This is a genomic window from Nocardia sp. NBC_01329 (genome assembly GCF_035956715.1).
In the GTDB taxonomy this organism is placed as follows: Bacteria; Actinomycetota; Actinomycetes; order Mycobacteriales; family Mycobacteriaceae; genus Nocardia.
Genome location: NZ_CP108381.1, coordinates 1056013 through 1069547 on the forward strand (window position 1 = coordinate 1056013; position 13535 = coordinate 1069547).

Consider the following 13535-nt stretch of genomic DNA (forward strand, 5'->3'; position numbering starts at 1 on the left):
CACGTTTTAGAGTGGGGCCGTGTCCTCCATCGAAACGACCCGGCCCACCCGCCCGATCGCATCCGTCGCGGACGGCGGTGAGGCCGGGTTCCCATTCGCCGCGGTGGTCGGGCAGGAACAACTGCAGCTGGCGTTGATCCTGTGCGCGGTGCACCCGGGGATCGGCGGTGTGCTGGTTCGCGGTGAGAAGGGAACCGCCAAATCCACGGTGGTCCGGGCGTTGGCCCGGCTGCTGCCACCGGTGGTGGACGAATCGGGCGCCCGCCCGGCGCGGCTGGTGGAATTGCCGGTCGGCGCAACGGAGGACCGGGTCGTCGGCTCGCTCGATCTGGAACGGGTGCTGCGCGACGGGGAGCAAGCCTTCCGGCCCGGGTTGCTGGCTGCCGCCCATCACGGTGTCCTCTACGTGGACGAGGTGAACCTGCTGCACGACCATCTGGTCGATGTCCTGCTGGACGCGGCCGCCATGGGCCGGGTGCATATCGAACGGGACGGGATCTCGCATTCGCACGCCGCCCGTTTCGTGCTGGTCGGCACCATGAACCCGGAAGAAGGCGAGCTGCGGCCCCAATTGCTCGACCGATTCGGCCTGACCGTGGACGTGACCGCCTCCCGTGACGTGGACGTCCGGATGGCCGTCGTGCGACGCCGCTTGGACTACGAAGCCGACCCCGACGGTTTCGCGGCCGCCTATGCCGGCGCGGACGCCGAGATCGCCGAACGCATCCTCACCGCGCGCGACCGCCTGCCCGGCGTCGTGCTCGACGATGTGGAGTTGCGGCGGATCGCCGCGGTGTGCGCCTCGTTCGATGTCGACGGTATGCGCGCGGATCTGGTGGTGGCCCGGACCGCTGTCGCCCATGCCGCCTGGTGCGGCCGTGGTGCCGTCACCGCCGAGGATGTGCGGATCGCGGCCGAGCTGGCCCTGCCGCACCGGCGGCGGCGGGACCCGTTCGACGAACCCGGGATCACTCCCGAACAGCTCGACGACGCGATGCGCGACGCGGCCGAGCACGCCGACGATCAGCAGGACCCGGCCGGGGAGAACGAGGCACCCGAATCCGGCGGCCCGCCCGATCCCGACGACGACCCCGACGGCCCGGGTGGTGGCGCGGACACACCGAACGACGACACCGCAGGGAACGAGAACTCCGGCGAGCGGGGTGGTCCGGGCGGCGCCGGGCAGACGGGGACACCGGTCGCGACGCCGGTCCGGCCACCACACTGGGAGGTGCCCGGGGTCGGCGAAGGAGCACCCGGGCGCCGGTCCCGGGCACAGACCAGGCAGGGGCGGGTGGTGAACTCGACCCCGGAACCCACCGGCGGGTTGCATCTGCTGGGCACGCTGCGGGCCGCCGCTCCGCATCAGCGGGCGCGTGGGCGGCGCACCGGTCCGCTGGTGCTGGCACCCGGCGATCTGCGCGGCGCCTACCGCGAAGGGCGCGAGGGCAACCTGGTGCTGTTCGTGGTGGACACTTCCGGCTCCATGGCCGCCCGCGACCGGCTGTCCGCGGTGACCGGCGCGGTGGTGACCCTGCTGCGCGATGCCTACCAGCGGCGCGACAAAGTCGCGGTGATCTCGGTCCGCGGCGAGGAGGCCGAACTGGTGCTACCACCCACCTCCTCGATCGATATCGCCGTCCGCCGTCTCACCGGTCTACGCACCGGCGGGAAGAGTCCGCTGGCCGCGGGCCTGCGGAAGGCTCGGGAGGTGGTCTACCGGGAGCGGGTCCGCGATCCGCACCGCCGGCCGATGCTGGTGCTGCTCACCGACGGCCGCGCCACCGGTGGGACCGACCCGGTGCCGCGCGCCCGCGCGACGGCCGGTCTGCTGGCCCGCGACGGGGTGACCTCGGTAGTGGTCGACTGCGAACGCGGCATGATCCGGTTGGGTCTGGCCGCCGAACTGGCGAGCGCCCTGCGCGGCACGGTCGTGCGGCTCACCGAACTGACCGGTGCCTCGGTAGCCGACGTGGTCCGTGCGGGTGCCTCCGGTGGCGGCGCGCGAGCGGCCTGACCGGATCCGGGTCGCCCCGGAAGAGCACGAAAACCCAACCAGAGGAGATCCCATGCCCAAAGGGGTGCCGGAGCAAGTACCCGACGACGGCCTGACCACCCGTCAGCGCCGAAATCAGCCGGTACTCGCCGTGCACACCGGGCCGGGTAAGGGTAAATCCACCGCCGCCTTCGGGATGGCGCTGCGGGCCTGGAACCAGGGTTTCGACGTGGCGGTTTTCCAGTTCGTGAAAAGCGCCAAATGGAAGGTCGGGGAGGAAGCGGCCTTCCGCGAACTCGGGCTATTGCACGAGCAGACCGGTGTCGGCGGGCCGGTGCAGTGGCACAAGATGGGTGAAGGCTGGTCCTGGACTCGTAAACAGGGCACCGAAACCGATCACGCGGCTGCCGCACAGGCCGGCTGGCAGGAGATCGCGCGGCGGTTGCGCGGCGCGGAACACCGGTTCTACGTACTCGACGAATTCACCTACCTGCTGAAATGGGGTTGGGTCGATATCGCGGAGGTCGTGGATACGCTGCGGCAGCGCCCGGGAAACCAGCATGTCGTGATCACCGGCCGGGACGCGCCGCCGGAGTTGGTGGAAGCGGCCGACCTGGTGACCGAGATGACGAAGGTGCGCCATCCCATGGACACCGGCCGCAAGGGGCAGCGGGGTATCGAATGGTGACGCGGCCCGAGTGCGTGGCCACGACCGGGGCTCGGTGCGCCTCCGGCCGGTACCGCTCGGCCGGATCGCCCAGGCGATGAGCACCGCACCGGGGGTGGTGTTCGCCGCGCCGGCCTCCGGCAGCGGGAAGACCACGGTCGCGACCGGGCTCATGGGCGCGCTGCGCCGTGCGGGTCGCCGGGTCGCCCCGTTCAAAGTGGGGCCCGATTACATCGACCCCGGATATCACGGGCTCGCCGCCGGGCGTGCCGGACGCAATCTGGATCCGGTGCTCGTCGGGCGGGACCGGATCGCTCCGCTCTACCGCCACGGTGCGCGCGGTTGCGATATCGCAGTGGTGGAAGGCGTGATGGGGCTGTTCGACGGGCGGATCGACGAGCAGGCGGTCGATCCTGTCGCGGAAGGCTCGACCGCGCAGGTCGCGAGCCTGCTCGGGCTTCCGGTGATCCTGGTGGTGGACGCGCGTGGCCACAGCCAGAGTCTGGCCGCGCTGCTGCACGGATTCGCCACCTTCGATACCGGTGTCCGGCTCGGCGGGGTGGTGCTCAATCGAGTGGGTAGCGTCCGGCACGAACAGGTGCTGCGCGCCGCCTGCGACCGAGTGGGCCTGCCGGTACTCGGCGCGCTGCCGCGGCTGGCCGAGCTCGAGGTCCCGTCCCGGCATCTGGGCCTGATCCCCGCAGTGGAACATGGGATCGCGGCGACGCGCGCCGTGGATGCGATGACCGATCTGGCCGCCCGCCATCTCGACCTCGCCGCGGTCGCCGCCCTGGCCGCCGCTCCGGCGGCTGGACCGAGCTGGGACGCGGAGCACGAAATCGTCGACGACGCACCGCTGCCGGACGGTCCCGGGCCGGTGATCGCTGTTGCCGGTGGCCCCGCCTTCACCTTCGGCTATGCCGAGCACCGGGAACTGCTCACCGCCGCCGGTGCCCGCGTCGCCGTATTCGACCCGCTGCACGACGGGCTGCCCGCCGAGACCGCGGGCTTGGTGCTGCCGGGCGGATTCCCGGAAGAGCACGCGGCGGTACTGGCGGCCAATACCGGACTGCGCGCCGCGGTGGCCGGCCGAGCGCGGGAGGGACTGCCGATCCATGCCGAATGCGCCGGGCTGCTGTACCTCACCAGATCTCTCGACGGTCATCCGATGGCCGGTCTGATCGACGCGGTCACCGAATTCGGGCCGCGCCTCACTCTCGGCTACCGTGACGCGGTCGCGCTGGGAGACTCCGTGCTGTGGCGGGCCGGTGAACGGGTGCGCGGCCACGAATTCCATCGGACCCGGCTGACGGATGCCGGCGATACCCCGCCCGCCTGGGGATGGCGTACCGCCGGCGAACAGGTGCGCGAGGGTGCGCTCGTGCACGGAGTGCACGCGTCGTATCTGCACACCCATCCCGCCGGAAACCCGGTCGCGGTGCGCCGTTTCGTCGCTGCCGCCCGCGCCCATCAGCGCACCCGCACCGCCGTACGCGCCCCGTGACCCGGGACGACGGCGGGTTCGGGATCGGACCCGCGCCGCTCGTGCCGGCGTATTCGGGACTACTCGCGGTGGGCCTGGGCCTGCGTCCGGATCTGTCCGCCGACCGGGTCCTCGTAGCGCTGGCGGAGGCCCTACCCGGCCGCCGGATAGGTTGTCTGGCGACCCTGGACCGCCGGGCTCGCGAACCGGGCCTCCTCGCTGCCGCTGCCGAATTGGGCGTACCACTGCTCGGCTACTCCGTTGTACGGATGGCGCAGGTGCCGGTCCCGACCCCTTCGGAACGAGTGGTCGCCGCGCTGGGTATTCCGGGTGTGGCCGAGGCCGCGGCCCTGCTGGCCGGTACCGGGCCGTTGCTCGTCCCGCGGCAGGTGGTCGGGGGCGTAGTGGTGGCTGCGACCGCCGCCCGCGGCTGACCGGCGCCTGTTCTCCCGGCGGGGCCGGTCCGCTGTCCGGCTGCGTATCGGTGGCGGCACCGGCACCGGTTCGACCACGGGGTCCCGGTCGACCTCGACCGTCAGGGAGCCACCGACAGCAGATCCGCGAAACCGGTGGGGTCGTGCCGTCCGATGCTTGCGTGTTCGAACAGTCCCCAGCCTTCGGCGTCCCCGCAGCGCGCGTGCGCTATATGGTCGGTCACGCCCCACGGGATCCGCCCGGCGATCGCCGGATCGGTCAGGTCGTAGCTGCCGGCCCACGACCAGTCACGACCCTTCCACTGCCCGTGCTGCCAGTCCGGGTCGCCGCCGTAACCACAGCCGATGTGCAGCGGTATTCCGGTGACGGTGCGGATATCGATGGTCAGTGGTTTGCCGTCGGGTGTGCGCAGTTCCAGGCTCGCGCTCTCGGGGTGGCGGGTCCCGGACCGGTAGGAGATGGTGATCCGCGGCCAGCCCAGTTGCTCGACCGAACCGTCCGGGAACACCCGTACCGCGTCGTTGAGGGTGCGGTAGCCGTCCGGGTTCTCCTGGATGATCACCACCACCGCGAAATCGTCGAAACGCAGCGGTACGTACAACCACCAGAACCCGCCGGCCCCTTCGGTGGCCGCCCGGCCGGGTGGTTCGGCCTCGCCGACGGGCCGGATACCCCAGGACCGGTCCCGGGTTCCCGTCCAGATTGCCGGATCGACCGCGATATCCTCGCCGCGGACCGTGATCGTGCCTGCCCAGGCGCCTACCTGGGCGAACCGGGAGGCGTCCAGAGTCGGGCGATTACCGGCGAGCATGACGTGGGGTTGTTCCTGCACCGCGGGGAAGGCGCCGGTCCAGGTGAGGTCCAGGCCCAGGTCTTCGTGGTCGCACACCACCCGGATCCGGCGCAGCGGTTCCACGACCTCGATCCGGTAGCCGCCGACCGCCATCTCCAGCCCCCGGTCGCTACGTGCGTCGGAGAATCGCACCGAGGTGATCTCGTCGCCGCGCCGCAGCGCCGCGTAGGCATCGACGACGCCGAGATTCGGATACACCCCGAATCCGGTGACCAACATGAGCGCCCCGTCGCGGTTGTGCGCGTTGAAATAGCTGCGATCGTAGAAATTGCGATCGCTGGACGCGGCCCGGGCGATCGGCAGCGGTGTCTGGTGGATCGGATACTCGTCCAATGGGCCCGGTGCCGTGGCCGGGGTGTGGGCGGTGGTTTCGCTCATCTCAGTCCCATCCGTCATCTCAGTCCCATCCGTAGGTGCCGTCGAGCATGGCTTCCAGGGTGGCGCGATGCATGATGTAGTCGTCGCGCTCCGCGGGTGCGGTGTCCTCACCCATATGGATCATGCGGCGTTTGATGCGGGCCATGACGATCGCGTGCCGCAGCGCGGAATAGGTGAGGTAGAAGTCCAGGTCCCGGACAGTGTGGCCGCTGACCTTCTCGTAGTGCGCCACGACCTCGTCGCGGCGCAGGAAGTCGGGGAGACCGGGGAATTCGAATCCGGTGGCGATGTCCTGGAAGAAACGGTGCAGGAAGATCATCCACGCCAGATCGAGCTCGCGCGGCCCCAATGCGGCCATCTCCCAGTCCAACACAGCGATGGGGGTGAACCCGTCGTAGATGATGTTGCCGGGCCGGGCATCCCCCCAGCTCAGCACGTCGGGTCCCGGATCGGCCGGGAAGTGGCGATCCAGCCAGTCGAAAGCGCGCTCGATCAACGGGATCTCGTAACCGTCGTCGGCCAGCGCCCACTCGTACCAGGAACGGTCGGCGTCGAGATGACGGCGTAGCGCGGTCCCGGGCCCGTCCAATTCGGGGAACCGCTGCGCGGGGTCGGGCAGCGCGTGGATGCGGGCCAGGATCTCGAGGGTGTTGCGGGTGAGCTGGGCTCGCTCGGCGGGCGTCGCGTCGTAGAGCCAACCCGCGAATACATAGGGCGGATTGTCACCGGGGATCCGCCCCCGCACCCGGTCCATCACGAAGAACGGCGCACCGCAGGCCCCGCTATCTGTTTCCAGCCAGCGCAATCGCGGTACCGGGACGTCGGTGGCGGCGGCGACCTCACTGATGACGCGGTACTGCAGTCCCAGATCGTATTTCTCGAAGACCGGGAACGCGCCCTCTTCCGGGATCATCCGCGCGACGAAGGCGCCCGCGCCGGGCTCGCCGTCGGATTTCCAGTGCGCGTCGAAGAGTACCGAGGCACTGGACAGGCCCCCGGCCAGTGGGCGCTGCAGGTTGCTGATCACCGGTGGATCGTCGGCCCCGACCCGGTGTCGTAGCCATTCGGCGAGCTGCCCGGCCAGCGCATCCAGATCGCGTTCGCTGGTGGTGAGCTGCATATGTTCGGTGGGGTTCACATCGTCGGGCATCATCGTCCTCCTGACGCCATCCGGCCTCGGCGCGGAGACCGGCCCACCATCGTCTCGGTGACACGCCATCGGGTCGCCCGCGTGCGGGAACTGTAACGTGTTTCAGTCCGGCCGGGGTCGGATTCGGCGGATCATCGGCCTGCGAGAACACGGCATATGAGCCCCGGTGCCCGGCCTGTCGGCCGGATGACGATTATGAAACGCCTCCGGAACGGAGTCGCCGTCGTCGTGGCGGCCGGGTTGCTACTGGTGGTGGGGGCCACGATTCGTCCCCTGTTCATCGACGACCCGGCGCCGCCGGAGATCCTGTCCGCCACGGAGATCGGGTTGATGGCGCTGCTGCTGGCGCAACTGGAGGCGAGCCCGCCGGGCTGAGCCGGAATGAACGTCCGCCGGTGTGGGTTGCTCGTGGTCATGAGTGCTATCTCGTTGCCCGACACCGTCAAGCAGTACATCGACGATGCCAAGCTGTTCGTCACCGTGGCCACCATCGGCCGGGACGGGCATCCGCATCTGACCGTCACCTGGATAGACCGCGAAGGCGACGAGTTGGTCTACTCCACCACCACCGACCGGGTGCAGGGTAAGAACCTGGCCCGCGATCCGCGGATCACCGTACTGATCACCCCACCGGACAACCCGTGGGTCTACGCGGAGATCAAGGGGACCGCCACGCTCACCCCGGACCCCGAGATGGTGTTCGGCGACCGTATGTCGATCAAGTACACCGGAAAGCCCTACGCCGAGTTCAATCCGGCCGCGGCCGACGACGGCCCGCGGGTGGTGGTGCGGATCACCCCGACCAAGATCACCGGGAGGCTGTAACCACACGACCCCCGAGACCCCTCCACCCCCGGACGGGCCACCTACGTGGTCGGGGCCCGCCCCGGTTCTGGAGCGACAGAGCGAAGGAGCGCAGCGACTGAGCGCCGGAGTGAAGAACCGGGGTTAACAGGGCCCCGACCCGCCCCGCCGAAGGCGGGGCAAATAAACACAGCCTCAGGCGGCCTGCGCCTCGTCCTGTGCGTGCTGGGCGCGCGCGACTTCCTGTGCGGTGTAGCGCAGAGTCAGCGCGATGAGGCCCACCAGCAGTCCGCCGATAGCCGCGACCAGCAGGGCGAGGGTGTAGCCGTTGCCGAGGGCGGTGATCTCCGCGGCCGTCATCTCGGCCGGTTTCTTGATGGTCCCCCCCTCGGACAGCGTCCGGGACGCAGCGAGCGGCGTGAGTACGCCGATGGCGATGGGCGTGCCGAGGTTCAGGAACATCTGGCCGATCGCCGAGAGCGGGCCGATTTCGTCCGGCGGCACCCCGACCAGAACACACAGCGGGATGAGCACCATGGCGATACCGATCCCGAAGCCGATCACCGAGAACAGCGGCAGGAGAGTGGTCCAGTAGCCGACATCGGCATCCAGGGTCGAGCCGTAGCCGAGGCCGGCCATGAGCACCACCGAGGCGCCGACCAGCAGCCATCGGGGCGCGATGTGCAGGGCCAGCCGGGTGGTCACCGCACTGCCCAGACCGACGCCGACGGTGAACGGAATGAACGACACCCCGGCCACCAGCGGGCTGTAACCGACCACGTTCTGCACGAACAGACCCGCGAAATAGGTGGTGGCGCCCAGCACGCCGCTGGCGAGCAGGATCACCACGAAGGTGGCGACACGGTCGCGGCTGTCGAACAGCGACCACGGCAGTAGGGGGTTGTCCACCGAACGTTCCGCGAAAACGAAAACCGGTAACAGTACCGCGCCCGCGATCAAGGTGCCGTAGACCAGCGGATCACTCCAGCCGAGTTCCGGTCCCTCGGTGGCGCCCCAGACGATCAGGGCGCAGGCCAGGGTGCCGAGGAACGCACCGCGCACATCCAGCGTGAGTCGGTGATGGCCGGTATCGCGAAGTGCGTACAGTGCGCCGATCACGATGAGCGCGCCGATCGGCACATTGATCAGGAAGATCCACCGCCAGCTGGCCTCGGTGAGCGCGCCGCCGATCACCAGTCCGCCGACCGAGCCCAGTGCGACCATCGACCCGAAGATCGCGAAAGCCTGATTGCGTACCTTGCCCGGCGCAAAGGTACTGGCGACCAGCGCGAAAGCGGTGGGGGCCGCGAGCGCGGCGCCGGTGCCCTGGAAGGCGCGCGCGGCGATGAGCATCTGCTCGCTCTGTGCCAGGCCGCACAACATCGAGGCCAGTGTGAACAGGCCGACGCCGAGTATGAACATGCGGCGTCGCCCGAACGAATCGCCGATCCGCCCGCCGAGCAGCATCAGGCCGGCGAACGGAAGCCCGTAGGCGGTGATGGTCCAGGCGCTGCCCGAACTGGACAGGCCCATCTCCTCCTGCAGCTTCGGCAGGGCCAGGATCACCACGGTGCCGTCCAGCACCACCATCAGCTGTAACCCGCTCAGCACGAGAATGGCGAGCCCGAAGGCCCGTTTCGTCACCGGATACTGGATAGCTGGGGGGTCATCGAGCACAGTGGGTCACTGTAACCGACGGCCGGCGGCCGCTATCGGCACGGCGCTGAACCCGGCCGTGGGCCCGATCACAACGATCGCGGGCGGCCGAATGCCTTCGGCGCGGACACGTTCGGCCACATCGGCAAGAGTCGCGCGCAGTACCCGCTGGCCACGCAGGGTCCCCTCCTGGATCACCGTGGCCGGGGTATCGGCGGGACGGCCGCCCTTCTGCAGAACTGCGGCGAACTGTTCGATCCGTTCCACCGCCATCATCAGGACCAGGGTGCCGCGCAGCCTGGCCAGCGCCGGCCAATCGACCAGCGAATCCGGATGGTCCGGCGGGATATGGCCGCTGACCACCACGAATTCATGGGTGACACCGCGGTGGGTGACCGGGATCCCAGCGGCTGCCGGAACCGAGATGGGACTGGTTACCCCCGGGACAACCGTCACCGGCACTCCGGCATCCACACAGGCCTCGAGTTCCTCGTAGCCCCGTCCGAACACATAGGGATCACCACCTTTGAGCCGGACCACGAACTTGCCCGCCCGCGCGCCTTCGACGAGAGCCCGGTTGATCGCCTCCTGCGCCATCGCGCGGCCGTACGGGATCTTGGCGGCGTCCACCACCTCCACATCCGGTCCCAATTCGGCCAATAGTTCCGGCGGGGCGAGCCGGTCGGCCACCACCAAGTCGGCCCGGGCCAGCAGCCGGCGGCCGCGCACGGTGATCAGATCCGGGTCGCCGGGCCCGCCGCCGACCAGCGCGACTCCGGGCGCCATCGGCGTCGCGTCATCGGTGACCACGCCGGATTGCAATGCTTCGAGCAGGGCGGTGCGGACCGCTGCGGACCGCTGGTGCCGGCCGCCGGCGAGCACCCCGAGGCTCATCCCGTCGTAGCGGGCGGTGGCCGGGGTGACCGCCGTCCCGGATTGCGCGTGATCGGCGCGGACACAGAAGATCCGGCGTTCGGTCGCCGCCGCGACGATGTCGGCGTTGGTCCCGGGCTCGTCGGTGCAGGCGATGGCGTACCAGGCGCCGTCGAGATCGCCGTTTCGGTAATCGCGCAGGGTCAGGGTGAGCTGCCCGGCGGTGGCCATCGCCTCGACCGCGGGGGTGGCCGCGCGGGTGATCACCTCGACGGCGGCGCCGGAAGCGATGAGCAGGCCCAACCGGCGCTGTGCCACGGTGCCCCCGCCGACGACGACGACCCGTCGCCCGCTCAGATCGAGTCCCACCAGGTAGTTGGAGTCCCCGGCGGACAGGTTGTCGGTATCGGCTGACGTGTGCGGCACAAGGCTCGAGCCTACGGCCCGGTACGGTGCGCGCCGCAGCCGCCCGGCACGGACCCGACCCAGGTGACGGCCGGAAGATCGGCGGCGGTATCCGGGCCGGAGGAGCCGGGTGAAGTGGCCAGGGTCATCGGTGGTAAGGGGCCTACCTCTCAGGTGAGGACGACCAGCTCGGTATCGGAGGCGATCTCGATGCGCAGCCCCGCTCTGCTCGCGACCCGGGCGACAGCGCGGATATCGGTGGGCTCGGCCCGGGTGAGTACTAGGGCGCGGGCCAGCAGACCCTTGTGATGTTTGTTGAAGTGGCTGACCACGCTGCGCGATCCGTCGGAGGCTTCGGTGAGCACTGTGGCGGTGACCGCCCCCGGCACCCGCCCCAATTGCTGGTAGGTGCCCGAGCGCAGGTCCACGACCAGTTCGTCGCCGGCCGCCGCGCGCAGGGCCGGGCCCAGGTGGTCACGCCAGATGGCGGCCAGAGTCGGCCGGCCCGGCAGTTTCGAGCCGCCGGACAGCCGATAGGCGGGGATGGGATCGCCGGCGCGCACCGCGCCGAAAAGTGCCGAACCCACTGCGATCCGGTCCACGGCCTTGGCGCGCTGCGCCTTCGTGAACGACCCGGCGCCCAGCGCGTCGTAGAGGACACCTGTGTAGCGCTCGAGCGCCGGGCGGGTCGGGGAGGTACGGACCGCGGCGTTGCGGGCGAGCTCGGCATCGGAGTTCTTGCCGAGCCCGAGCGCGGCCCGGGAGGCCTCCGGATCACCGGCGAGGATGACAAGATCCCCGACCAGCCGATCGCGGATCTCGGTGAGCGAGCCGAAAGCCAGCGCCGACAGATCCAGCGGGCCGCCGGAACCACCGTCGGATTTCGTTTCGGAAGGAGGGAGCAGCACCAGCACGACCGGTTACGGTACCGGTCGTCGCCCGGCGGGCCCGCCTGCCCCGGCGGCCCCGAATTCGGGGTGTCGTGGCGTTGGCCGGACGGTCGCGGTCACTGTGTGCCCGCCGTCGGTAATCGAGTGTGGCCGGTGAACGCACAGGGGCTACGCTGGGCAACCGTGATCACCCGCCTCTCCCGACTGTTCCTCCGTACGTTGCGCGACGATCCCGCCGACGCCGAGGTGCCCAGCCACAAGCTGTTGGTGCGCGCCGGTTATGTGCGCCGGATCGCGCCGGGTGTGTACTCGTGGCTGCCGCTGGGCCTGCGGGTGCTGCACAAGGTGGAGGAGGTGGTGCGCGAGGAGATGAACGCCATCGGCGCGCAGGAGATCTCGCTACCCGCGCTGTTGCCGCGCGACCCCTATGAGGCCACCAACCGCTGGACCGAGTACGGCGATGCCCTGTTCCGGCTGCAGGACCGCAAGGGCGCGGACTATCTGCTCGGCCCCACCCACGAGGAACTGTTCACCCTCACCGTGAAGGGTGAGTACAACTCCTATAAGGACCTGCCGGTCACCCTTTACCAGATCCAGGCCAAATACCGCGACGAGGAACGGCCCCGGGCGGGCATCCTGCGCGGCCGCGAGTTCATCATGAAGGACTCCTACTCCTTCGACCTGGACGAGGATGGGCTGAAGGCCAGCTACAACGCCCACCGCGAGGCCTACCAGCGCATCTTCGACCGGCTCGGCGTGAAGTACGTGATCGTCGCCGCGACTTCCGGTGCCATGGGCGGTAGTGCCTCCGAAGAGTTCCTGGCCGACAGCCCGGTCGGCGAGGACACCTACGTCGTCTGCCGGGAGTCCGGGTACGCCGCCAATGTGGAGGCCGTGGTCACCGCGGCGCCGGAACCGCTGCCGATCGAGGGACAGCCCGAGGCGCAGGCATACGACACCCCCGATACCCCGACCATCGCGACCTTGGTGGACTGGGCGAACGGGGCGGGGATCACCGAGCGGTACGGCCGACCGGTGTCCGCCGCGGACACCTTGAAGAACGTCATGGTGAAACTGCGCCACCCCGACGGGAAGACCGAGATCATCGGTATCGGTGTACCCGGCGATCGCGAGGTCGACGACAAACGCCTCGGGGCCTCGGTCGAACCGGCCGAGGTGGAACTGCTCTCCGACGCCGATTTCGCCGCCAACCCCTTCCTGGTGAAGGGGTATATCGGTCCGAAGGGTCTGCAGGCCAACGGAATCCGCTATCTCGTCGATCCCCGCGTGGTCACCGGTACCTCGTGGATCACCGGCGCGGACGAACCCGGCAAACATATCGTCGGCCTGGTGGCCGGTCGTGATTTCACCGCAGACGGCACCATCGAGGCCGCGCAGGTCCGCGACGGGGATATGTCGCCCGACGGCCGCGGCCCGCTGGTCTCGGCGCGCGGTATCGAGATCGGCCATATCTTCCAGCTCGGTTACAAATACACCGACGCGTTCGAGGTCGATGTGCTCGGGGAGAACGGCAAGCCGGTACGGCTGGTGATGGGTTCCTACGGGGTAGGCGTCTCGCGCATGGTGGCGGTCATCGCCGAACAGCAGCACGACGACAAGGGTCTGCGCTGGCCCACCGAGGTCGCGCCGTACGACGTGCACGTGGTGATCGCCAACAAGGACGAGGCGGCCCGGGCCGGTGCCGAGGAGGTGGTCTCGGCGCTGAACGCGCAGGGCCTCGACATCCTCTTCGACGACCGCAAGGCTTCGCCCGGGGTGAAGTTCAAGGACGCCGAACTGCTCGGTATGCCCTATCTGCTGGTGATCGGCCGGGGCTGGGCCGAGGGCAAGGTGGAACTGCGTGATCGGTTCACCGGGGAAACCGAGGACGTTCCGGCCGATACCGCCGTCGAGACGGTGCTCGCGCGGATTCGGGGCTGAAGTC

Annotated in this window: 12 protein-coding genes; 7 read left to right on the top strand and 5 right to left on the bottom strand. The window is 69.6% G+C overall.

The features are described from left to right. The first annotated feature begins 28 nt into the window (after positions 1–28). The 4 genes from OG405_RS04955 to OG405_RS04970 all read left to right on the top strand — a co-directional run bounded on the left by OG405_RS04955 (position 29) and on the right by OG405_RS04970 (position 4580). Positions 29–2017 (top strand): magnesium chelatase subunit D family protein, encoded by a 1989-nt coding sequence (locus OG405_RS04955; RefSeq protein ID WP_327152214.1) that lies wholly within the window; start codon positions 29–31, stop codon positions 2015–2017. A 52-nt stretch (positions 2018–2069) separates the two neighbouring features. After that, positions 2070–2684, top strand: coding sequence for a cob(I)yrinic acid a,c-diamide adenosyltransferase (gene cobO / locus OG405_RS04960; RefSeq protein WP_327150449.1), 615 nt, complete (start codon positions 2070–2072; stop codon positions 2682–2684). Between the two features lie 76 nt (positions 2685–2760). Beyond that, positions 2761–4167 (top strand): cobyrinate a,c-diamide synthase, encoded by a 1407-nt coding sequence (locus OG405_RS04965; protein WP_327152215.1) that lies wholly within the window; start codon positions 2761–2763, stop codon positions 4165–4167. Then, entirely contained in the window at positions 4164–4580 is a 417-nt protein-coding gene (locus OG405_RS04970; protein WP_327150450.1) for a cobalamin biosynthesis protein, read from the top strand. The genes OG405_RS04965 and OG405_RS04970 overlap by 4 nt, the downstream gene beginning before the upstream one ends. Positions 4581–4681: 101 nt before the next feature. On the opposite strand, the gene OG405_RS04975 is transcribed toward OG405_RS04970, so the two are convergent. Next, the gene (locus OG405_RS04975; protein WP_327150451.1) at positions 4682–5812 is read right to left on the bottom strand and encodes a hypothetical protein; all 1131 of its coding nucleotides are present in this window, start codon (positions 5810–5812) and stop codon (positions 4682–4684) included. Between the two features lie 19 nt (positions 5813–5831). Beyond that, positions 5832–6965 carry a phosphotransferase family protein gene (locus tag OG405_RS04980; RefSeq protein WP_327150452.1) on the bottom strand — a complete coding sequence of 378 codons (1134 nt, stop codon included), beginning with the start codon at positions 6963–6965 and terminating at the stop codon, positions 5832–5834. A 192-nt stretch (positions 6966–7157) separates the two neighbouring features. On the opposite strand from OG405_RS04980, the gene OG405_RS04985 reads away from it, so the two are divergent. After that, on the top strand, positions 7158–7337 hold the full coding sequence (locus tag OG405_RS04985) for a hypothetical protein (protein ID WP_327150453.1): 180 nt from the start codon (positions 7158–7160) through the stop codon (positions 7335–7337). A 39-nt stretch (positions 7338–7376) separates the two neighbouring features. Continuing rightward, complete coding sequence (locus OG405_RS04990) at positions 7377–7787, top strand: PPOX class F420-dependent oxidoreductase (RefSeq protein ID WP_327150454.1); 411 nt, start codon at positions 7377–7379, stop codon at positions 7785–7787. Between the two features lie 174 nt (positions 7788–7961). Here OG405_RS04990 and OG405_RS04995 read toward each other — a convergent pair whose 3' ends face one another. The 3 genes from OG405_RS04995 to yaaA all read right to left on the bottom strand — a co-directional run bounded on the left by OG405_RS04995 (position 7962) and on the right by yaaA (position 11614). After that, the gene (locus OG405_RS04995; protein ID WP_327150455.1) at positions 7962–9443 is read right to left on the bottom strand and encodes an MFS transporter; all 1482 of its coding nucleotides are present in this window, start codon (positions 9441–9443) and stop codon (positions 7962–7964) included. 6 nt (positions 9444–9449) lie between these two features. Next, positions 9450–10721: a uroporphyrinogen-III C-methyltransferase gene (cobA, locus tag OG405_RS05000; RefSeq protein WP_327150456.1), complete on the bottom strand. Its 1272-nt coding sequence runs from the start codon at positions 10719–10721 to the stop codon at positions 9450–9452. 149 nt (positions 10722–10870) lie between these two features. Then, complete coding sequence (gene yaaA / locus OG405_RS05005; protein ID WP_327150457.1) at positions 10871–11614, bottom strand: peroxide stress protein YaaA; 744 nt, start codon at positions 11612–11614, stop codon at positions 10871–10873. A gap of 159 nt (positions 11615–11773) precedes the next feature. On the opposite strand from yaaA, the gene OG405_RS05010 reads away from it, so the two are divergent. Next, positions 11774–13531 (top strand): proline--tRNA ligase, encoded by a 1758-nt coding sequence (locus OG405_RS05010; RefSeq protein ID WP_327152216.1) that lies wholly within the window; start codon positions 11774–11776, stop codon positions 13529–13531. The last annotated feature ends 4 nt before the right edge of the window (positions 13532–13535 follow it).

Coding starts and splice junctions, on each gene's coding strand:
- OG405_RS04980 (WP_327150452.1), bottom strand. CDS start 6,965: ATGATGCCCGACGATGTGAACCCCACCGAACATATGCAGCTCACCACC.
- OG405_RS04975 (WP_327150451.1), bottom strand. CDS start 5,812: ATGAGCGAAACCACCGCCCACACCCCGGCCACGGCACCGGGCCCATTG.
- OG405_RS04965 (WP_327152215.1), top strand. CDS start 2,761: ATGAGCACCGCACCGGGGGTGGTGTTCGCCGCGCCGGCCTCCGGCAGC.
- OG405_RS04990 (WP_327150454.1), top strand. CDS start 7,377: ATGAGTGCTATCTCGTTGCCCGACACCGTCAAGCAGTACATCGACGAT.
- OG405_RS04985 (WP_327150453.1), top strand. CDS start 7,158: ATGAAACGCCTCCGGAACGGAGTCGCCGTCGTCGTGGCGGCCGGGTTG.
- cobO (WP_327150449.1), top strand. CDS start 2,070: ATGCCCAAAGGGGTGCCGGAGCAAGTACCCGACGACGGCCTGACCACC.